The following is a 21,322-nucleotide window of genomic DNA, read 5'->3' on the forward strand; positions in this document are numbered from 1 at the left end:
TCATGGATATAGAAGTTAAAAAATATCGGTTTGGTTCACGGTTTCTTAAAAATTTTTGGCGTGAATTAGAGAAAGATAATCTTGCTTTGCTCGCTACAGTTCTGCTTTTGACACTATTTTTGTTTATTTTAGTTGGTCAATTTTTTGTTCCAAAAGATATTGGTACTATGAGTAATATTTTGAATGCAAATTTACCACCTTTAGAAAAAGGTCACATCTTAGGGACAACTGATTCTGGTGCGGATTTTGTTTTAACACTAATTGCTTCAGCAAAAAATTCATTGATTATTGGATTTGGCGTTGCCATTTTAATCACGTTGATTTCGGTAGTATTTGGAATGATTATTGGTTTTTTTGGTGGCTGGATTGATTGGATTGCCATGCGCTTAATTGATTTTTGGTTAGTGATGCCATTGGTTATGATTTTGGCTATTATCTTTTCTACAGCAAAGGGTCTTTCTATATGGAATTTAATCCTTATTCTTTCGGTCATTAGTTGGCCTGCTAATGTACGCCTAGTTAGGACGTTAACATTGTCAGAGGTTAATCGTGATTATGTAAGGGCAGCAAGAATATCTGGAACCAAATGGTACAAAATATTGTTTATCGGTATTTTACCCAATATTTCGTCGACTGTTATTTCTGATTTTGCGTTAACTTTGGCTGGATCGATTGGTATTGAGACAGGCTTAACATTTTTGGGATTTGGATTAAAGCAGGGTACTAGCTCGCTTGGTACTATGCTGACAGTGTTAAGTGGTAGTTCAGCATCATCAGTTTATACACAGTGGTGGTCATGGGTACCAGTAACAATTGTTTTAATTATTTTAACTTTTGGTATAGTTGTGTTGGGTCAAGTGGCACGTCGTGCCATTGACCAAAGACAATCTGTTTCTTAAAAATGATAATAAGGTTTGACAAATTAATTTATAATGATATATTTGTAATATGATTCGACATTTAATTAGAAGGAGTGTTTGAAATGGTGAGTACGGGAAAGAAAATAGGTTACGGTGTTGGCGGTGTTGTCATCGTTGCAGGAGCTGCTTGGGCCTTATTGGCAACAACGTCAAACAAGGATTCTACACAAAAGGCTGTGAGCGTGGGTTCCTTTAAGGGAGATTATAAAAATCCAAAAGGACCAATCAAAAATGGCACATTGACGGTCAGCTATCCAGGAACAGCATCTGATCCTATATCATTTGCAGGGTACACGGAGTTTGGACAATGGGTTGGTGCACAACGTCAACTTGATCCAGCTGGTCAAAATACTCTTTTCTATGTAGACAAGGATGGTAAAATTATAAACAGTGGTCCAGCAAAAGTAACAATAGACAAAGATGCGAAGACTGCAACGATTACAATTCGTAAAAATTTAAAATGGTCAGATGGTAAAGATGTTGTTGCCCAAGATGTCTTGTTCTCATTAGAAACGTTGGCTACCAATAAAGTTGCCGCTGGTAATTTTACAGAGTCTTACACAAGTATTAAAGGATTGGCTGATTATCAAAATGGTAAAGCAAAGAGCATTTCAGGTATTAAACTAGATGATGGGGTTGATGGTAAAACTTTAACTGTGTCGTATAATAGCTTACCGGCTGCTATTGGGTGGGGAGATGGACTTCCATTATACGCTTTACCATACCATGACTTGAAAAATGTATCATCAAAAAACTTAGCAACTTCTGAAAAAGTAACTAAGAATCCACTGTCTTTTGGACCCTTTAAAGTAGCATCTGTTTCTTCTGATTCTACTGTTAAATATGTTAGAAATAACGATTATTGGGGTAAAAAACCTGTATTGAAGTCCCTAACATATTATATTAATGCTGATGATACAAAGCTGGAAAATGACCTATCAAAACAGAAATTTGATATTGTTTTAAATACACCAGATACTCTTTGGAAAAAAGGTAACACAGCAGTATTATCAAAATATAAGGATGCTAAGGGCTATGTGGCAACTGGTAATAATGACAATGGATATTGGGAACTGTATTTTAATCTAGGACATTTTGATCAAAAGAAAAGTGAAAATGTACAAGATCGTAACACACCATTACAGGATGTGAATGTACGTAAAGCAGTTGGGTTTGCGCAAAATGTTGGTGACGTGACAAAAAAGTATGGTAATGATCTTCGCATACCAATTGATACCCTCGTTTCAAAGTCTGAAGCTAAAGAACTGTTTTACAATAAGGACGTTAAGGGCTACCAACAGAAATCAAGTGGTGATATCAAGAAGTCAGATAGTCTCCTTGAGAAGTCGGGTTATAAAAAGGATTCATCTGGTTATTATGCTAAAGATGGTAAGCGATTAAGTTTGGTATACTTGGCACGTTCCGGACGAACAACGTCAGAAGCTGAAGCAAAGGCTTATATCGAAGCTTGGAAACAAGCAGGTATTGAAGTTAAGTTATATCAGAATAAATTAGTTGATCCATCAACTTGGCAGTCTATTGTGTTAGATGGCAATAACAATGGTTGGGATATCACTGATGGTGGTTGGTCTGAAGGTACGGTACCAACATTTGATCAATTATGGGCGAAGTCCGCGCAATATAACTTTGGACATGTTGTATCAAGTGAATTGACGAAAAACTTAAGTGCAACACAAAATGCTAAATCTGACAAGGCGTTAGTTGATGATATTAAGCAATTCCAGAAGTTGGTGGTGGATGATCAGGCTTATACGATACCAACGTATTCTAAAATCAAAGTTCAGTTAGTTAATGGTCGTGTGACCGGTTGGACAACAGCGTCCGTTAATGATTTGTATGCTAAATTGGGTGTTTCTCAAGATAAGCCAGTTACGTCTGGTGACCCAAGAAAGTAAGCTTAATTAGCATCGTGCAGCGGGGTCATGATGTGAAATCCTCCCGGATATAATCATATAATTAATCGATCGTTGCACAAAAAGCGCCTAGAAAGTTGAGTTATCAACTTTCTAGGCGCTTTAACTTATTATGATATCAATTTAACCCTTAAATACCCAATTATCACCATTCTCAGCTAATAGGTGATCAGATGCTTCAGGTCCCATTGAACCTGACTTGTAAGTTTCAAGTGGTGCCTTGCCAGCAGTATATACTGCTGAAATAGCATCAACGAACTTCCAAGCGATAGCAACACCGTTCCAATCAGCAAAGTTTGATCCATCACCGTTCATTGTGTCATGAATCATACGCTCATATGGTTCTGGCGTATTCTTTTTGTCTTCATCAGAGATTGTCCAGTCAAGATTAATTGTGCGTGTGTTGAAGGCATCTTCAACAGACTTTGAATTGATTTTGAATTCAATACCACCCTTAGGGTCAATTAAAATTGACAGTACTGACTCTTGCGCTTCTTGTTCTGTACCGAAGTTAAATGTGCCAGCCTTGAATACGATATCGACACGTGTTTGCTTAGCAGCCAGGCGCTTTCCAGAACGTACGTAGAAAGGTACACCTTGCCAGCGTGGCAAATCAAATTGTAATTCACCAGCGATAAATGTATTGTTCTTTGAATCAGCTGGTACATCTAATTCTTCCAAATATGGTTTGAAATCAGCTGAATCACCAGCACCGTATTGTGCGCGAACAAAATACTTATTAACTTCTTCTTCATTATAAATTTTCAAAGCGTTAAAGGCAGCATTTTTAGCGGCACGGATATCCTTATCATTAAATGAATCAGGTTTTTCCATAGCCAACCAACCAACAATTTGCATGGTATGGTTTTGAATCATGTCAAGCAATGCACCCGTAGTATCATAATAACCGGCACGTTCTTCAACACCCAAAACTTCTGATAAGGTTACTTGTACATTTTTAATGTAATCTTTGTTCCAAGCAGCATCAAAGATAGGATTACCAAAGCGAATGGCAGCGATATTTTGAACCATTTCTTTACCAAGGTAATGATCAATACGGAACAATTGGTCATCTTCAAAAGCATTTTCCAAATCATTTTGCAATTCTTCTGCTGTTTCAAATGATGTACCAAATGGTTTCTCAATCATTAAACGGTTGTAGCCAGTTGTAGCTAACAAGTTTTCAGATTTTAAGTACTTAGCAATAGTTCCAAAGAAACGTGGTGCAACTGACATGTAAAAGATACGATTGCCGTCAATTGCGAATTTTTCAGCAGCAGCTTCAATGGCATCTTTCAAAATAGCATATGAAGCGGCATCAGTGACATCATGAGCTCGGTATGAAAAATGCTCAATAAATGCTTCAGCTTGTGCTTGATCTTCTGTGAAGTCAGCAATTGAGTCGCGCACTAATTGTTTGAACTCGTCATCGGTCAAATCTTGACGTGCTGTACCAACAATTGCAAAGTGTTCTTGTAGGTAACCCTTTTTATAAAGGTTGAAAACTGATGGGTAAAGTTTACGCTTTGCTAAATCACCCGTACCACCGAAAAATGTAACCAAAGTTTTGATTTCTGAAACCATGATGTTCCCCTTAATATTTTAATTGAATTCACCTACTATTATAACGCAAAATCGGGTAGAAAGTAGGTGTTTTCACAAACAGAATATACGTTGCGTCATAAAAATGTTTCAGCACGACACGCAAAAAAGAAAAAAATAAATACAATAACAACGAATGACTGATCATTTTTTACAACTTATAGGTTACTTGGTCAATTTTTTTGAGAAATTCATGCTACAATTAAATCTATTAATTGGAGGATTTATGCGAACTGATTTAAGTGATAAACCAGGATCATTGAATGAAAAATGGTTGCTGCTGGGTACGTTGTTGTCTAGTACAGGTAATTCGATGATATGGCCAGTTATGACACTATATATCACAGGTGTTTTAAACCAGAGCTTTACTACTGCTGGCATCGTGTTAATGATTGGCGCGGTGGTTAGTATGTTTGGCGCGTATGTTGGTGGTAAATTATTTGACCGCTGGCGTCCATATGAAGCAATGGTAATAACAAGTATTATTATTTTAACGGCCGTAGGCAGTCTTACTTTTTGGAATGATTGGCCGGTATTTGCTGGGCTGATATGGTTGGCTAATTTTGGTATGGGTGTCGAACAAACACTTGTTAATTCTTTTGCGACAACTGTACCTGGTAAAAAAACGCGCGTGATATTTAATAATATGTATATCGTTTTAAATATTGGTGTTGTTTTGGGGACCTTAATGGTTGGGTACTTATTTGATTATGGTTTTGGCTTACTGATGATGATTTCAACAGCCATTTATTTCTGTTTGATGTTAATTATTGTGACGAAATTTAATGTACCAATAGATCAAATGACCACAAACGCTGAGATCCAATCTCATCAGAAAAATGATACACCTATAATCGAAACACCACGAAAAAAATTTAAGATGACACCTGTTTTGTTGGCAATTGGGGCACTTTTATTTATCACGTACTTGTCTTATATGCTTTGGGAAACAGTCATGGCACCCCACATGAAAACAATGGGAATGCCGACTCGAAATTATGCCGATTTATGGATGATTAATGGTGTAACAATTATTGTTTTACAAAAATTTGTGTCAAATTGGGCCAATAAACATCCGTATCATGTGTCGGTGATTTTAGGGAGTATTATTTTTGCATTGAGTTTTTTCTTCTTGATATTTGTAAACGAGTTCTGGCAAATTGTATTAGTGTTTGAATTGTTAACATTTGGAGAAATGTTACAAAGTCCACAAGTGCCCGCGTGGGTCGCACAAATTACACCAAAGGAAGTTGCTGGACAAGCACAAGGATTTGTTTCAATGATGATTAGTTCAGGTCGTGTTGTTGGACCAATTTATTCTGGGATTATGATGGATCATGGCTGGATGAGCATGCTGTTTTTATCTGTATTTATTTTCATGATATTCATTACAGCTATTCTGGCTTTTACAATGACAAAACAGGTTGACAAGAATACGGTGGCATAGTAAGCTTATATTACTTGAAATTAGCAATTATTTAGTAGGATAAACATTCGGCGTGAAGAGAAGCAGTGGTTAGTGAAAACTGCACAGGTGTTAATATCTGAAATACAGCTATCGATTTAAGCATGGCAGCACCATGTTATCAAATGCCAAAGTGATGCGTTTTTTAACGCGTAAGCTGGGTGGTACCACGGATTTTTAAATGTCAATTCGTCCCTTCTGTCAATCTGACAGCGGGGACTTTTTTATTGTATAAATATACAGGAATTGACAGGAGAGATACAATGAAGAACAAATTAAGTACAGGCATATCGGTTGCATTACTGGTTGGAACAGTGATTATTCTAGCCACGGGTGTTATTGGTTTTGGTTTGACACCAATTGCACCAATTTTACTTGTGGTGGGGATGATTATGGTTGTTGCCCGTTTATATGGTGTTTCATGGCAAGCTAGTCAAAAAGCTTTGATTACGGGTGTTGAATCTGGCTTAACACCGTTATTTTTATTCCTACTGATTGGCGCTTTGATTGCGTTATGGTTGGCTACTGGTGTGATTCCAACAATGATTTGGGTTGGTTTTAAAATTTTGACACCGACATTTTTTTTGCCAACAGCTTTAATCACAACATCAATTATTGGTACATTAATTGGTAGTGCGTTCACAACGTTGTCCACTGTAGGTGTTGCATTAATGGGTGTAGGGACATTGATGGGGATTAATCCAGCATTAGTAGCCGGGGTTGTGTTGTCAGGTGCTATTTTTGGTGATAAAAATTCACCATTATCTGATTCAACTAATTTAGCCAGTGCGATATCTGAAACTGATTTATTTGCACATATTAAAAATTTGATGTGGACGACAATTCCAGCTTGGGTTTTAACGTTTATTGTGACGATATTTTTGAGCTTTGGGCATCACGCTGACGCTCATGCCACGCAAAAAATTGCCAGCTTATTGCCATTATTAACGCCGACATGGTGGACAATTGTACCATTAGGACTGCTTGTTGTTACGGCATGGTTCAAAATACCTGCTATTCCTTCATTGATGATTAACGTATTGGTATCAAGCATGATGTTTTTAACGCAACATAGTATATCAGCATGGTCCAAATTACTTGTAGATGGTTTTCAGACCACGAGTACGAACGCAACATTGATAGCATTGCTTAATCGTGGTGGCATGTCAGCTATGATGTCAACAAGCATGATGATCATGTTGGCATTGGCTCTGGGTGGTTTGTTAAGTGGTTTGGGTATTTTAAATACAGTTATGGCACCAATTGTTAGTCATCTGCGTACGCAACGTTCAATTGTTTTAGCAACATTATTAACGGGTGTGGGAGCAAACTTTTTGGTTGGCGAGCAATATTTAGCAACTATTTTGCCTGGACAATTATTTAAGGACAGTTTTAAACGAGCTAATTTGTCACCATTAGCACTTGGTCGAACAGTAGAAGATTCAGGAACTGTGATGAACTATTTGGTGCCGTGGGGTGTGGCTGGTGCTTTTACAGCACAAACACTAGGTGTGCCAGTATTGGAGTTTGCACCGTACACACTATTTGCTTTGTTATCACCTGTTATGTCAATATTTTCTGCAGTAACTGGTATTGGCTTACGCCAAGCTAAGTAATTACTATGAACAAACCAAAAGGCTGAGTACATTAAGTAAGATTAATGTACTCAGCCTTTTGGTTTGTCATAGGTAGTTATTTTTAATTAGAATAAAATACGAATCAAGATTACAGCTAAGATAACTTGTATTAAGCCGGTGACAAGACCATATGCCAGGAACTTGCCACCGGCTTTTTTAATGGTATTAATTTTTAGGTTCAAACCAATACCGGCTAAGTTAACGATGCCAAAGAAACTAGAAATGTCTTTGGCGCCTGAAGTGACAGTATGTGGTAGGGCAATAAAACTATTCACAATTAAAAGTAGAACGAAAGCGATAATGAACCAAGGAATTTTGATGCCTTTTGGAGAAATAGTTGTTGTGTTAGCTTGTTGTTTCTGTGACATTCTGGAAAAAATAATCACAACAACGGTTAACAAAATGATGCGTAACATTTTAAATAGTGTAGCGTATGTGACAACTGTTGGGTTAATTAATGCTGCGGTACCAACAACTTGACCAACAGACTGGACCACACCACCGACTAAGGCACCGAGTAAAATGTTATTATGTCCAACGAGATAAGGTCCAACAACTGGGAGTAAAAGCAATAGGACAACGCCAGTAATACTAACGGTGGCAACTGCTGTACGTCTTTGATCGTCCGTTGCACCGATAGCTGGAGAAACAGAGGCAATCGCACTTGAGCCACATACAGCATTACCAGCACCCATTAACATAGCTGATTTGCGAGATACTTTGAATATACGACCACCAAGCCAGAGAACAACTACAATAGTTAGTGTCATCTGTAGCAGAATAAATAAAATACCATGTAGTTTTAGCTGCTCAATTGTGCGTAAGGTCACGGTCAATCCCATGAGAGCAATGCCAATTTCAATGGGGTATTTTTCAGCCCAGCGCATGCCGGGTGCAAAAAGTTGTTGTTTTAGAAGCGTGTTACCAAGGAGAATACCTAATAACATGGCGATACCTTCGGCACCTAAAAATGGTAAAAAATGTGCCAAAAATTTTGAAATAATAGATAATATGAGTGTTACGATGATACCAGATATCATATTTGATTTAATTTTCATAGCTCTTCCCCTAGGTGTCTGTCGATTGACAAAACAACTTTTAATATCATTAATGCTACCGCGTCATTTGCTATTTGTAAAATAAATATTTATAATGTGTTTAATTAAGAAACGTAATAGGTGGATAGATGTTCAAATTACTAGAAACATTAGTGGCTGTTTATGAAACACGCTCTTTTTCAAAAGCTGCTGATCAACTTTTTATTTCTCAACCGACCGTAAGTGTACATATTAAACAATTAGAAAAAGAATTAGGTGTGCAATTATTTCATCGTAACGGTCGTACGGAATTTACGCCAACGCAAAGTGGTCGCTTGTTGTACCAGAAAGCATTGCATGTTTTAGATGAATGGCAGACATTGACAGATAATTTAGGGCAAGATAATCGTATTAACATCACAATAGGCGTATCGCAAACATCTGCTACTGTGCTTTTACCTCAATTATTTGCACAAATTGGTTCTGAACAATTTGATACAATCGACGTTAAAATTGAGATGCACAATTCAGAGGAAATTCTTACTGGTGTTTTGAATCGTCGTTTTGATTTTGGTATGATTGAAAAACCAATTACACATGAATTTATTGCGCGCGATAAAGTGGCATCGGACCAATTAGTTTTAGCTGGCAACTTGGCAGATAATCATTGGTTGGTACGTGAAAAAGGTTCAGGTGTTTATCACTATACACAACAATATTTTAAGCAACATGAAATTGTACCAAGACATGCGTTGACAGTGTCTAACAATGATATTATTGTTAGAATGTTAGCCCAAAATTTTGGAAAATCTATTGTTAGCATACAGAGTCTCACACCTGAAATACCATATCAAACTTTGCCAGAATCGTTTAACCGCTCGTTTTATATGATTCGTTTATCACATGAAAATCGTGCAGAACATATGAAATGGTACAATCAAGTTGTTCAAACTGCGCGTCAATTATAATTCCAGCACCCAAATTGTGTACAAAGTTAATATATCAAAAAAACATCATAGATAAGTTATCTATGATGTTTTTTGATGGCATATTATTCACAAATATCAGTTAGATGGTTGCTTTTGATCTAAGAATATAGTTTCAGCAAATGATGTTAATTCATTATTATTTCTGGTGAATATAGAAATATTTCGTGTCAATTCGACATTGACTTTTTTCATTCCGAGTCGTGATATATTTTGTGTTACTTGTCTGATTGCTTGGGAATGAGGTAATATGGTTAAAAATTCGGTATTATAAATGAATTTCGATATTGAATCTGAATGGTCTATTTCTAAAATTTGAGGTTTATTAATGTTTTTTTCTTTCAGTTTTGATAACAGGGTTTGATGTATTGGGCAATACGATGGGTATAGAATCCAGTTAAACTGGCTAATTTCTTGAATTGTTAGTTCGAGTTTTTTCTGATTGTTAAGCTTTGAGTTTCGTAGATCATAAACGACGTAGTAAGGTTCTGAGTATAGTGTTTTTTCTTGAAAACTATTTTTTAAATTGTTGCCAAAGTTAGAATCCATAATAACGACATTGGTTTGGTAAGTATTGAAAGTTTTAATTAATTCAAAAATGTTTGTTGTTATTTTTGCGCTTTTAAATTTTGAAATGTTTTGTTCAAAGAAAGTAGAAAGTAGATTAGCTGAGATGCTATCTAGGCAGCCAATATTAATATCATTTAGAGAAATCTGAGACTGCACTGACCTCATGAAATCACGCGTATTTTCTAGAAAAACCTTACTTTTTTTGTAGAACAATTGACCATCTTCGGTTAAATGAACGCCTTTAGAGCTGCGATAAAATAATGTTGTGCACAGTATCTTTTCTAACTGCTTAACTTTTTTACTGGTAGCTGGTTGACTCATATGTAGAAGTACTGAGGCCTTATTTATACTTTTTTCTTCACTGACTACCGTGAAAACATATATCAACTCAGTGTTTAAGAATAAATTATCGTACATATACAACTCCCCTATAACGATTAGTTATAACCACTATACTAAACTGATTCTTCCTAATCAAGCCTAGCACCGTTAGTATGTTAAATAAGGTTATCAACTAAGGAAGGAAAAGGAATTTAAAAATGAACAAACAAAAGTATGCTTTAGGTCTTGTTTTTTGTATCATTGCAGTTTTATCATGGGGAGGTATGTTTCCCGTTATGAAACCAGCTTTGAAAATTGTTGACCCTTTTTATTTTACGCTTTTTAGATATGGTGCTGTAGCCATTATTTTTGCTATTTTACTATTAATTTTTGAGGGAAAAAAATCATTTTCAACAGAAAATAATCTTTTAAAAATATGGATACTCGGATCATTTGCGTTTGCAGGATTTAGTTTTCTGGTATTTTTAGGTCAAAAATTGGCTGCAGAATCGGGTGCTATGATTGCATCAGTCATGATGGCGATACAACCGTTATTAGCATTATTACTAAATTGGTTTCGAAAGGGAATTAAACCCAACAAAGTATCATTTTTTTCAATGATTATTGCTGCAATAGGTGTTGTTCTAGTCATGACTAAAGGTAAACCGTCAAGCCTTTTTCAAGGTGGCAGTGATATGCTATTAGCTACGATATTAATACTTTTAGGTGCTTTGTGTTGGGTAATATACACTTCTGGTAGTAGTGGGTTTCCGAATTGGTCAATTTTAAGATACTCAACCTTGACTACGATATATGGGATGCTGACGGTTATAGTAATTTTGTTTATTGCAACAATATTCGGGTGGTTACAAATACCGTCTGTTGAAAATATTTCATCTATTTCGGGTGCACTAACTTATATGATTACATTAGCTGGTGTAATTGCTGTATTCTCTTGGAATATGGGAAGTAGATTGATTAAGCCTTTGAATGCTATTCTTTTCATGAATCTCGTTCCCATCACAGCATTTTCGATTTCCGTATGGAATGGATATAAAATAAATTCTTTTGAAATGATGGGTTGCTTTTTAACTATTCTTGCACTTGTAATAAATAATTTGTATATTCGAAAAAATCGTTAGACTAGTTTGATTACTCTGCCACTAAAAGCGCGCTATAATGCGTTTTTTTATTTTTCAGAAAATCAATATGTTGTTGTATTTTTTCTTTTTCTAAACATAATAGCTGCTCTTGTTGTTCTAAAATAGCCATTCTTGCTTTAATTGTGCCGTCTCCTTGTTCACGTAATTTGGCATATTCTATTATTTTTAGTAATGGTAGTCCAGTTGCTTTGGCACGTTTGATAAACTCAAGCCATTTTAGGTCTTGATCTGTGAAGATGCGATAATTATTGCTACTACGGGCAGGGCGTAACAGGCCTAGATCTTCGTAATAACGCAATGTTGGTATTGAAAAATCTGTTAAATTAGCAATTTCTGATATTTTGTATGTTTTTAGCACGGTATGAAATCCTTTTTTTAAATTGAGTTTGCTATAAAGCTTACTTGATAGTTTATAGTAAATCTTAGCATATAGAAAGAGGTAATTATTGTGGACAAATATGAAAATGGTTTAAAAATAAGAGAATCCGTTATTGGTAAGCGAGCCAGTCGATTGGTATCTGATAGTTTGGCAGACATAGCACCAATATTAGATCAAAAAACGCTCTTGGCTTTTGATGAAGCAGTGGAACGAGGTATATTAGACATGAAACAGCGGGAGATGATTACATTAACGGCCTTACTAACACAAGGCGACACGTCTAATCAACTGCGTATTCATATTCAAGGTGCGCTAAATGTTGGTATATCACGTGCTGAAATAGTAGAAATTTTTGTTCATTGCCTGTCCTATGTTGGTTTTCCAAAAGTTTTGAATGCCATAGCAGTAGCGAACGAGGTGTTTAGTCAAGATTAGGGTTCAGTAATACAAAAAGCGGACGTCATTTTTAAAATGGTGTCCGCTTTTTGATATTTTATTTTTTTTGTAAAGTTAATATGTTGTTCTTGGAACTTTGATTAGGAATACTTTTCTAGAATACCGTTTCTTGATGGTTTTTAATTATTAATTTTATGCTGAATCATGGTTATAGTTCGTAATATAGTTGTAATCGACACTATACTATAAGTTGACCAAAAATATGACATTTTACATAAAATTCTGTGATAATGTTTGGATAAGAATAGATAATTTATTTAAAAGGTAATGACTTTTTAAGAGTGCAGGTATTGTGGCAATATACTAAAAATTAAATAATCCAGTCGAACTCTGACAAGTCTGCCTTCACTTCTTTCAAACGTAGTTTTGAAATACCTGATATTTGTTGTCCATTCAAAAGCTTTAGTTCATAGTTTTGTTTTGACTGATTGTAATCAATCGCTGAAATTTGATGAATTGGCACAATAGTGGAACGATTAATCATGACAAATCCAAATCGTTTTAATTTTAAATATAAATCATGAATGCCTTCAGTAGTCGTGAAAATTTCTCCAGATATTAACACGATTTTTATATGACGTAACGATTTTTTTATAATAGCAACTTTATTCACTTCTATCATATGAAGTGTGTTTTTATACTTGATGCCTATTTTAACATGATCAGATTCTGGTCTAGTACTTTGACTAGTTAAGTTACGAACTCGAGTTAATGATTTTTGCAGACGAACAGCACTGATTGGTTTTGTTAAATAGTCTACAGGTTGTGTATCATAGGCTTCTAATGCAAAACTAGGGTCAGATGTGGAAAAAATTATTTTTACGTTAGGGTAATGTTCATTGATCAGTTTAGCTACATCAAGGCCATTTTCGTTAACGAGTAAAATATCTAGAAAGATAAGTTGAATTGTTTGATCGCTTTTTTTCAATATTTGCCATAAATCTGAAAACTTAGTGAAAGATCCAACCAAATTAATGTAATCATAAAAATGCAATAAATTACTTAATTCGTCAATTGAATTTTGATTATCGTCTAAAATAATGGTGTTTATTTTCTTTGACATATTATGATACTCCTTTAAAAAATTAAATAGTAATTTCGACAATGACATGTTTGTCTTTTTCCTGAATGGAAAATGAACCATTATAATCGTGAATAATTTTTTCAATAATGGACAAACCAAAGCCATGTTCGGTACTTTTTTTTGATGTCACGCCAGGTTTGCGTATTTTTGTGGCAACGGTATTGGGAATATGACCGTTATTTATAACTGTAATAATGTTTTTTTTGTTTACTTGGTTGAAAGATATTTCAACATAACGCTCTTTCACATTGTTAGATTGTAAAGAGGCTTCTAAAGCATTTGATAGCACATTATTCAACAATTTATTTAAGTCATACAAACTCAAATTTATCTTTGCTAAATTTGAATTTAAAAAAATTTCAAAATTAATTTGATTTGTTTTTGCAAAGACTTCATGTCTGTATAATAATGCGCTTATTTCAGGATACTTAACTGCAGCTACAGACTGTAAATAATCATTTTCTTGTACTAAAGATTTGACATATTTAGATAGCTCACTATATTGTTTGGTAGTTGTTAACTGATTAATTGTTACTAAGTGAGAGTTGTATTCATGTCGACTAGATTTGATTGCCATTACGTAGTTTGATAATTCATTTGATAGTTCAGCTTTTTTCATTAGTCGTTCATTGACTAACTGATGCTTGTGGCTGTTGAACAAAAAAATAATGACACTAATAATGATGATAAAGAAAATAATTGAAAATAATTGACTAATATTGATAGAAATACCAGCAATATATTTTCTAAAGAAATTACTAGATATTGCGATAATTAGCATTAGAGTGCCTGCAAAAATAATGCCGATATTTATGTTTTTTTTCCAAAATCGTTGAATAGCATCTTGTGATTTATGTTTAGTAATAAAGAAGTTCAATATTAATGCTATGACATTTAATAGAATGAAAATTATGAAGAAAAAATATCTGTGGTTAGTAAAAATAGTGAACAATACGTTAATAAAAACAACCAGTATCACGAAAAAAATTACCATTGTTAGAAAACCAATCAGAGAAGTGAGAATAGCTTTTCGAGCATCAATAATAATGAGAAGACCAATTGATATAATAACCAAAAATGGTGTAATGTTAGATGTTGCATGATGTTTCATTAAACTAAGTATGAGCCATAAATTTAACAAAATAATGGCGTAAACTAGTATGTATTTTTTACTTAAAAATTGGTTGTCTTGTATAATTGCGTGACCAAAGTGGATTGCAGATATCATGATAAGCAACGATTGTATGGTGAAAATAAACAAAATAATTGGTCTCCCGCTATAAATTTAATGTGAAAAGTACTCTAGAATCAAAGATTTGGTTGTTTTAATCAAGTATAGGTTATTTCAGACTAATAATTGTGTATTTTACGCAATTATACATAGATTAGTATGAATACTATACTTAATACTAATCTATTATTGTCTTTCAGAAAAGAGAGAATTACAATACCATGATATCCATAAAAAGTGGACAAAAAATTGAATCAAAGGATCCAATTACAGCCACATATGATTTTATGGTGCTCATTTAAAGTATGCGGAAGGCTTATAGCAACAGGAGAAAATTAATATGGTAAATAAAATGATTGAAGTAGTTAATTTAACAAAAAAATTTGATCAAAAAATTGTGTTAAATGATATTTCATTTACAGTTGAAGAAGGAGACATATATGGATTTTTAGGTCGCAATGGGTCTGGGAAGTCGACAACGATGAAGGCAATTTTAAAATTGTTGAATTTTGATTCTGGTACGATTAACGTTCTTGATAATAACGACATTCGCAACAGTAATGCGTATCTAAATCAAATTGGTTCATTGATTGAGGAACCTGCGTTCTATCCTAATTTAACTGGGTATGAAAATTTGAAAATAGTGCAACAACTGTCGGATATACCTACGGAGAATATCGATCGCGTATTAGAAATTGTTGGACTAACTGCAACTGCCAATAAACTAACAAAGAAATACTCATTAGGAATGAAACAAAGATTAGGCATTGCAATCGCGTTGGTTAAATTTCCAAAAATACTAATTTTGGATGAACCTACTAATGGTCTTGATCCTGAGGGCGTTCGAGAAATAAGAGAGTTAATTCTTTCATTACCAGAAAAATATGGTATCACTGTATTTATTTCAAGCCATATATTGTCTGAGATTGAAAAAATGGTAAATAAAGTAGCCATTTTAGATCATGGAAAAATTAAATTCGAGGGTAATATGCAAAAACTTGAACAGGAAAGCACATTATCTATAGCAACTGATAACATGCCTGCAACGGAAAGCTTACTAACAGCCAAAAAGTACAACTTCATCAAAACAGAGAAAAACATAATAGTCAATGATGCATCATCTGAGGTTGCTATAGCGGTTAATAAATTGTTAGTTGGCTCAGATATTGGTGTTTCAGATTTGCATTTGGTAAAGCATTCTTTGGAAGATATATTCTTAAAAATAACGAAGGAGGCATAAATAATGGTAACGTTTATAAGCGTTGAATTTCTAAAAAACAAGCGACGAAAATTTATTTTTCCGCTTATACTTATTACAAGTTTGACAGCCTTGTGGTTTTATATGTCAATGATGCGGGTTACTTTATCAACATCATCTAGCTTTAAAATTGATCAAAATTATCTGTTAATGAATCTTATGATGGTTAATGGTGTTTTTACACCACTATTTCTAAGTGTATTGGCATCTCAAATTTCTAATATTGAATTTAATAATCGTATGTGGTTGGTTTTGTCAGTGAACAACCAATCAAGACAACAGCTTCTGAACGCTAAAATTATTTATGGTTCATTGTTGATTTTTATTTATTGGATCATGCAAGTACTAGTTGCAATAGCTGTAGGTCATTTGGTTCATATTACTTTTTATGGTCATCTGTTTCTAATTACAATGATTGCATTGGGGTTGGCGCTGGTTGTTATGTTTTTATTTCAATTGGTATTATCCTTTTTTATCAAACGACAAGCCATAGGATTAATTGTGGGAATCATAGGTTCGTTTATTGCGCTGATGACTTCTGGACTATTACCAGATTTTGTACTTAGATGGCTACCTGTCGATTATGTTGCGCTATCGTCACCCTTAAAGCTTGTCAATGGTATGCAAATCATAATTAATCAAAATTTCTTATTTAATTTTATGTTTATTTTTAGCATAGGTGCAAGTTTATTTGCTTTCGCACAGATATTGGCTCGAAAAAGGGGAAATGAATAATGATAGCAAGACTAATAATGGTAGAGCACATAAAAATGAAGCGAACTTACATTTGGTTAATGTTATTAACAGGAACTAGTGTTGGGTGCGGATTAGGTTTGTTTTTGTATTTGGCTAATCTAAAAGCCTTTGCTACGACAAGTAATCAGTTTTTAGCTTTGTGGGGTGAGTTTAACCTTTTTTCATCACAGATATTTGTACCACTGTTTTTAGCAATTATTATCGGAATAAATGTTCAAGTTGAAAAATCTAATCGAATGTTAAATCGTTTACGTATGATGTCAATAAAACCCAGCGCTATTTTTTTCGGTAAGTTGACTTATATTTCTCTGTTACAGTTAATTATTCAAGTAATCGCAATAGCGATATATTTAATTGTGGGAAATGCTCTAGATTTAAAAGGGAGTGTTGATATAGTGACATTACTGACATGGGGGTTTTTAGGCTGGCTGGGATCGTTAGGAATTATCGCAATTCAAATTGCTATTGCGTTGATTACTAATTCTTTGACAGAAAACTTATTAATTAATTTTGGCTTAGTAATCGGTGGATTTATCGTGGCACTTATAAGTTCAGAAATGACGTTTTTTTATCCATTTTCACAAATAATGATTGGGCTACATGCACGAAATGCTAATCACTTTACATCTTTGAATACGATTATATTTGGATTTGTGATAGTTTTTGGTATATTAATTGGGTGGAAAATATTTACTAGAGCGTTTAATAAAAGACAATGACATCTATCTGTAAACGTTGATAAATAATATAATTTTTGTGATTGAAGTGGGCATGTTTCTCTGATGAAACATTGGCCTGAACTGTTTACTAAGCAGTATTGTTTTACTAAGAAAAAAATTTGCTAACCATTTTCTAGCGAGTAGGTTTAACACAAAATTTTATACTAACTAGTTAATATCTCATGTCACGATTTACGCTACAAGGGTTGACGCAATAGTTTATAATGGAATTATGCAAAAACCGCTTAAAATTTTAAAAGAAGTATTTGGATACGATAATTTTCGTACGGGACAATTAGATATTATTGAAAAAGTGCTGGCGCATAAGCATGCGTTAGCCATTATGCCAACAGGTGGTGGTAAATCAATCACCTATCAATTACCAGCATTGATGTTTCAAGGTATTACACTTGTGATATCGCCCTTAATTTCACTGATGAAAGATCAGGTTGATGGGTTAGCTGCGATGGGAATCGATGCGACCTTTTTAAATTCGACACTTGCCGGTAACGAACAAGCGCAACGCATGTCTGACTTGCGCGCTGGCTATTATAAAATGTTGTATGTCTCACCTGAACGCTTGGAAATTCCAAGTTTTTTTAGCTTTATTCAGCAATTACCTATTGAATTAATTGCAATTGATGAAGCACATGTCATGTCACAGTGGGGTCATGATTTTCGACCAAGTTATTTAAATATTTTACCCCTCTTAGCACAAATTCCTGGCAATCCTGCGGTACTTGGATTAACGGCCACAGCAACTGATCGGGTGCGTCAAAATTTGCAGCAATTGTTGGGTGTATCCGATGAAAACACGGTTCTAACTGGTTTCGCGCGTGATAATTTGGCGTTGAAAATTATGCATAATGTTGACAAAAGACAATATGTACAAGACTATTTACGTGAAAATAAACAACACAGTGGTATTATTTATGCTGCAACGCGTAAACAAGTGGATGAATTATATGAATTTTTGAATAAAAAAGGTGTTAAAGCTGGACACTATCACGCTGGTTTACCAGAACGTGAGAGACAAGCTATGCAAGATGCTTTTTTATTTGATGAAGTACAGGTAATTATTGCCACAAATGCCTTTGGAATGGGAATCAATAAGCCAAATGTGCGCTTTGTTATCCATTATTCGGTGCCTGGTAACATTGAGGCTTACTATCAAGAAATTGGGCGTGCCGGGCGTGATGGCTTACCAGCAGAAGCAATATTGTTATATGCACCACAGGATATTCATTTGCAAGAGTTTTTTGTACAGAAATCTGAAGGTACAGAAGAACATAAGCAAAATGAATATCTTAAAATTCGTGAAATGAATGCGTTTGCTAATACGCAAACCTGTTTACCGCGTTATTTACTTGGCTATTTTGGAGAAACGGTCACTAAAGATTGTGGGCAGTGTTCAAATTGTTTAGATTCCCGTGAAATGGTTGATGTGACAACGGACTCCCAACGTGTTTTAGCTAATGTTATCAGAATGAATCAAAGTTTTGGGAAAAACATGGTAGCTAAAGTTTTGAAAGGTTCACAAGATGCAACTGTTAAAAAGTATGACTATCTGATGAAGTTACCCACATTTGGATTAATGAAAGATCGGACATTAAAAGAACTCAGTAGTTTCATTGATTATTTGACAGCGGATGGTTATCTTAGAATTGAGGGCGGTGAGTTCCCAGTTTTAAAGGTGACAGAAATAGGTGCACGCGTTTTGAAAGGACAGTTAGTTGTGGAAAAGCGTTTAAATCGTCGCGTGATTGCGCAACAAAAAGTAACATCAGCTGCAACAGGACTTAAAATGTCTGACGCAGATAACCGTCTTTTTGCGCAACTAAAAAACAAGCGTCTGGAATTAGCACGGGCATCTGGCTTACCACCGTTTTTGATTTTTTCGGATAAAACGTTAATGAATATGGCAATTTTACGACCTAAAACTGATGAGGAATTTTTAGCTATTTCCGGTGTGGGAGAGAAAAAATTTGATATCTATCATGAGGATTTTGCTGTAGTTATCAGAGATAATCAGTAATTAATGAAGGTAGCTTAGCTATCTTTTTTTTATCAATAAAGGGTAACATTATGATATCTTTGTTTAAGAGATGGGTTCAATATGCATGTGAATAATGTTGTAGCAGATAGCCTTCTAATTTCACAAACAAAAAAATGTAAATATTTTAAATTAGTTGGTTGCGCGAACGAACCAACCGTGATATAGTAGTCATTGTTAAAAGAAATGTTACCGCTTTCAAAACATTGACAGTTTTTTTGAAAGCTTACAACAGGTAAATATAATGATCTGTTAAAAGTAGAAGGAGAATAATCATGGACGTGAATGTTCAGAAAAATGATCAGTTTGCCAAGCTCACAACATGGGATCGTGTGAGTTATGGATTCGGTGATTTCGCTCAAAATTTGGTTTTTGGTACTGTTGGTGGCTTTTTGCTATTCTACTTAACGAATATCAACGGTATTTCGGCTGGTGTTGGTGCAACAATATTTCTTATTGTACGTTGGATTAATGTTGTTTGGGATCCGTGGGTCGGTACAGTTGTTGATAAAGCAAAGATAACAAAAAATGGAAAATATCGACCATTTTTAATAAATTTTGGTATTCCTCTTGTTATTCTCGCAGCGTTGCTGTTTTTACCAGTGGCTAAAGTACTTGGTGCTGGTACGATTGCAACAACTGTTTATGCAACAGTATCTTACATGGCAACCGCGTTAGTGTACTCTTTTGTTAATATTCCTTATGGTTCATTAAATGCGTCATTAACACGTGACGAAACAGAGATTGGTAAGTTAACGTCGACGCGGATGATGCTTGCAAATATTGGTAACTTATTGGTGTATACTTTATTTCCATTATTTGTACAATTAGCCTCTCCAAATGCTAAACTCACTGACACTGGTTTGTTTGGCTTGAAACTAAGATTGGGTAATTATGCGACGCCATCAGCAGCTGGTGCTTGGTTTAAAGTTTATGGTATTTACATGTTATTGGGTGCCGTGTTGTTATTCCTGACATACCGGAATACAAAAGAGCGCGTGCTTTCTTCAGAAGAGGCGGCAGATCAGGTTAAATATACAGATTTATTTGCTGAATTAAAGCGAAATAAAGCATTACAGATTCTAGGTCTATTCTTTTTGGTAGGTTTCACTCTCATGTTTTTTGGTAATACAGTGTGGCCATACTTCATGCAGTATAATTTTGGTATTGAGGGGGGAAAATCAGCCTTAATGGCATCAATTGGTTTGATTGGTTCCATTCCTGGTATCTTCTTGGTTGTGATTTGGCCAAAATTACGTGCTACTTTGGGTAAGAAAGGTTTCTTTTACACATTCCTCGGTATCTTCGTTGTAGGACAAGTGTTGCTCTTTGCTTGGTCAAAAAATCCGACTGCTGATTGGCTCGGATTTGCCGGCCGCTTTTTCCAACAATGGGGATTAACCTCAGCGACAGGATTTATGTGGGCATTAGTGCCCGAAGTTGTATCAAATGGTGAATATATTTCAGGTAAGCGTGTGGCAGGTATTATCAATGCTATTATGGGTCTTTTCTTCAAGATAGGATTGGCTTTAGGTGGCATTATTCCCGGTTATTTATTGCAACTGATGCACTTTAAATCAGGTGCATTGACACAATCAGCGTCTGCACAGACAGGTATTGAGTGGTCAATGATTTGGTTGCCTATAATCATGGCATTCTTAGCAATGTTTGTGATTAGTCGTTATCCCTTATCTGATGCTTACGTTGATAAAATGAATCACACGTTAAAAGAAATAAATAAATAATTTTGT

The 21,322-nt window shown here is 34.8% G+C and carries 18 protein-coding genes; 12 read left to right on the top strand and 6 right to left on the bottom strand.

Annotated features, from left to right (window positions below):
* The first annotated feature begins 2 nt into the window (after window positions 1–2).
* Window positions 3–899, top strand: a complete 897-nt coding sequence (locus K5Q13_RS05065) for an ABC transporter permease (RefSeq protein WP_246574187.1) — start codon at window positions 3–5, stop codon at window positions 897–899.
* 83 nt (window positions 900–982) lie between these two features.
* Window positions 983–2,836 (top strand): ABC transporter substrate-binding protein, encoded by a 1,854-nt coding sequence (locus K5Q13_RS05070; RefSeq protein WP_220740598.1) that lies wholly within the window; start codon window positions 983–985, stop codon window positions 2,834–2,836.
* A 141-nt stretch (window positions 2,837–2,977) separates the two neighbouring features.
* Here K5Q13_RS05070 and zwf read toward each other — a convergent pair whose 3' ends face one another.
* Complete coding sequence (zwf, locus tag K5Q13_RS05075; RefSeq protein WP_220740600.1) at window positions 2,978–4,438, bottom strand: glucose-6-phosphate dehydrogenase; 1,461 nt, start codon at window positions 4,436–4,438, stop codon at window positions 2,978–2,980.
* Window positions 4,439–4,682: 244 nt separating this feature from the next.
* Here zwf and K5Q13_RS05080 point away from each other — a divergent pair, with 244 nt between their 5' ends.
* Both K5Q13_RS05080 and K5Q13_RS05085 read left to right on the top strand, forming a co-directional pair.
* Entirely contained in the window at window positions 4,683–5,903 is a 1,221-nt protein-coding gene (locus K5Q13_RS05080) for an MDR family MFS transporter (RefSeq protein ID WP_220740602.1), read from the top strand.
* A gap of 281 nt (window positions 5,904–6,184) precedes the next feature.
* Window positions 6,185–7,537, top strand: coding sequence for a Na+/H+ antiporter NhaC family protein (locus tag K5Q13_RS05085; RefSeq protein WP_220740604.1), 1,353 nt, complete (start codon window positions 6,185–6,187; stop codon window positions 7,535–7,537).
* 86 nt (window positions 7,538–7,623) lie between these two features.
* On the opposite strand, the gene K5Q13_RS05090 is transcribed toward K5Q13_RS05085, so the two are convergent.
* On the bottom strand, window positions 7,624–8,616 hold the full coding sequence (locus K5Q13_RS05090) for a YeiH family protein (RefSeq protein WP_220740606.1): 993 nt from the start codon (window positions 8,614–8,616) through the stop codon (window positions 7,624–7,626).
* Between the two features lie 128 nt (window positions 8,617–8,744).
* On the opposite strand from K5Q13_RS05090, the gene K5Q13_RS05095 reads away from it, so the two are divergent.
* A complete protein-coding gene (locus tag K5Q13_RS05095; RefSeq protein ID WP_220740608.1) occupies window positions 8,745–9,563 on the top strand; it encodes a LysR family transcriptional regulator in 819 nt (272 codons plus the stop codon).
* A gap of 96 nt (window positions 9,564–9,659) precedes the next feature.
* Here the strand turns inward: K5Q13_RS05095 and K5Q13_RS05100 are convergent, their stop codons facing one another.
* Window positions 9,660–10,568: a LysR family transcriptional regulator gene (locus K5Q13_RS05100; protein WP_220740610.1), complete on the bottom strand. Its 909-nt coding sequence runs from the start codon at window positions 10,566–10,568 to the stop codon at window positions 9,660–9,662.
* 122 nt (window positions 10,569–10,690) lie between these two features.
* Here K5Q13_RS05100 and K5Q13_RS05105 point away from each other — a divergent pair, with 122 nt between their 5' ends.
* Entirely contained in the window at window positions 10,691–11,614 is a 924-nt protein-coding gene (locus tag K5Q13_RS05105; protein ID WP_220740612.1) for a DMT family transporter, read from the top strand.
* Window positions 11,615–11,624: 10 nt separating this feature from the next.
* On the opposite strand, the gene K5Q13_RS05110 is transcribed toward K5Q13_RS05105, so the two are convergent.
* Window positions 11,625–11,993, bottom strand: a complete 369-nt coding sequence (locus K5Q13_RS05110; protein ID WP_220740614.1) for a MerR family transcriptional regulator — start codon at window positions 11,991–11,993, stop codon at window positions 11,625–11,627.
* 90 nt (window positions 11,994–12,083) lie between these two features.
* Between K5Q13_RS05110 and K5Q13_RS05115 the strand changes: the two genes are divergently transcribed.
* Complete coding sequence (locus K5Q13_RS05115; protein ID WP_220740616.1) at window positions 12,084–12,449, top strand: carboxymuconolactone decarboxylase family protein; 366 nt, start codon at window positions 12,084–12,086, stop codon at window positions 12,447–12,449.
* Window positions 12,450–12,780: 331 nt separating this feature from the next.
* Here the strand turns inward: K5Q13_RS05115 and K5Q13_RS05120 are convergent, their stop codons facing one another.
* Both K5Q13_RS05120 and K5Q13_RS05125 read right to left on the bottom strand, forming a co-directional pair.
* Window positions 12,781–13,533: a LytR/AlgR family response regulator transcription factor gene (locus K5Q13_RS05120; RefSeq protein WP_220740618.1), complete on the bottom strand. Its 753-nt coding sequence runs from the start codon at window positions 13,531–13,533 to the stop codon at window positions 12,781–12,783.
* 22 nt (window positions 13,534–13,555) lie between these two features.
* Window positions 13,556–14,431, bottom strand: coding sequence for a sensor histidine kinase (locus K5Q13_RS05125; RefSeq protein WP_220740620.1), 876 nt, complete (start codon window positions 14,429–14,431; stop codon window positions 13,556–13,558).
* 694 nt (window positions 14,432–15,125) lie between these two features.
* Between K5Q13_RS05125 and K5Q13_RS05130 the strand changes: the two genes are divergently transcribed.
* The 5 genes from K5Q13_RS05130 (at window position 15,126) to K5Q13_RS05150 (ending at window position 21,316) form a co-directional block, all read left to right on the top strand.
* Window positions 15,126–16,025 carry an ABC transporter ATP-binding protein gene (locus K5Q13_RS05130; protein WP_220740622.1) on the top strand — a complete coding sequence of 300 codons (900 nt, stop codon included), beginning with the start codon at window positions 15,126–15,128 and terminating at the stop codon, window positions 16,023–16,025.
* A 3-nt stretch (window positions 16,026–16,028) separates the two neighbouring features.
* Window positions 16,029–16,778 (top strand): ABC transporter permease, encoded by a 750-nt coding sequence (locus tag K5Q13_RS05135; RefSeq protein WP_220740624.1) that lies wholly within the window; start codon window positions 16,029–16,031, stop codon window positions 16,776–16,778.
* Between the two features lie 17 nt (window positions 16,779–16,795).
* Window positions 16,796–17,518 (top strand): ABC transporter permease, encoded by a 723-nt coding sequence (locus K5Q13_RS05140; RefSeq protein WP_281420513.1) that lies wholly within the window; start codon window positions 16,796–16,798, stop codon window positions 17,516–17,518.
* A 232-nt stretch (window positions 17,519–17,750) separates the two neighbouring features.
* The gene (gene recQ, locus K5Q13_RS05145) at window positions 17,751–19,553 is read left to right on the top strand and encodes a DNA helicase RecQ (protein ID WP_220740627.1); all 1,803 of its coding nucleotides are present in this window, start codon (window positions 17,751–17,753) and stop codon (window positions 19,551–19,553) included.
* Window positions 19,554–19,846: 293 nt separating this feature from the next.
* On the top strand, window positions 19,847–21,316 hold the full coding sequence (locus K5Q13_RS05150; protein ID WP_220740630.1) for an MFS transporter: 1,470 nt from the start codon (window positions 19,847–19,849) through the stop codon (window positions 21,314–21,316).
* The last annotated feature ends 6 nt before the right edge of the window (window positions 21,317–21,322 follow it).

Origin of the sequence: Leuconostoc miyukkimchii (assembly GCF_019656055.1) — a bacterium.
Taxonomy (GTDB): domain Bacteria; phylum Bacillota; class Bacilli; order Lactobacillales; family Lactobacillaceae; genus Leuconostoc; species Leuconostoc miyukkimchii.

What these genes read in the sequence shown, in the direction of transcription:
- K5Q13_RS05080 (WP_220740602.1), top strand. Translation starts at nt 4,683, where the DNA reads ATGCGAACTGATTTAAGTGATAAACCAGGATCATTGAATGAAAAATGG.
- K5Q13_RS05085 (WP_220740604.1), top strand. Translation starts at nt 6,185, where the DNA reads ATGAAGAACAAATTAAGTACAGGCATATCGGTTGCATTACTGGTTGGA.
- K5Q13_RS05130 (WP_220740622.1), top strand. Translation starts at nt 15,126, where the DNA reads ATGGTAAATAAAATGATTGAAGTAGTTAATTTAACAAAAAAATTTGAT.
- K5Q13_RS05100 (WP_220740610.1), bottom strand. Translation starts at nt 10,568, where the DNA reads ATGTACGATAATTTATTCTTAAACACTGAGTTGATATATGTTTTCACG.
- K5Q13_RS05070 (WP_220740598.1), top strand. Translation starts at nt 983, where the DNA reads ATGGTGAGTACGGGAAAGAAAATAGGTTACGGTGTTGGCGGTGTTGTC.
- K5Q13_RS05065 (WP_246574187.1), top strand. Translation starts at nt 3, where the DNA reads ATGGATATAGAAGTTAAAAAATATCGGTTTGGTTCACGGTTTCTTAAA.
- zwf (WP_220740600.1), bottom strand. Translation starts at nt 4,438, where the DNA reads ATGGTTTCAGAAATCAAAACTTTGGTTACATTTTTCGGTGGTACGGGT.
- K5Q13_RS05140 (WP_281420513.1), top strand. Translation starts at nt 16,796, where the DNA reads ATGGTAGAGCACATAAAAATGAAGCGAACTTACATTTGGTTAATGTTA.
- K5Q13_RS05105 (WP_220740612.1), top strand. Translation starts at nt 10,691, where the DNA reads ATGAACAAACAAAAGTATGCTTTAGGTCTTGTTTTTTGTATCATTGCA.
- K5Q13_RS05150 (WP_220740630.1), top strand. Translation starts at nt 19,847, where the DNA reads ATGGACGTGAATGTTCAGAAAAATGATCAGTTTGCCAAGCTCACAACA.
- K5Q13_RS05135 (WP_220740624.1), top strand. Translation starts at nt 16,029, where the DNA reads ATGGTAACGTTTATAAGCGTTGAATTTCTAAAAAACAAGCGACGAAAA.
- K5Q13_RS05090 (WP_220740606.1), bottom strand. Translation starts at nt 8,616, where the DNA reads ATGAAAATTAAATCAAATATGATATCTGGTATCATCGTAACACTCATA.
- K5Q13_RS05120 (WP_220740618.1), bottom strand. Translation starts at nt 13,533, where the DNA reads ATGTCAAAGAAAATAAACACCATTATTTTAGACGATAATCAAAATTCA.
- K5Q13_RS05095 (WP_220740608.1), top strand. Translation starts at nt 8,745, where the DNA reads ATGTTCAAATTACTAGAAACATTAGTGGCTGTTTATGAAACACGCTCT.
- recQ (WP_220740627.1), top strand. Translation starts at nt 17,751, where the DNA reads ATGCAAAAACCGCTTAAAATTTTAAAAGAAGTATTTGGATACGATAAT.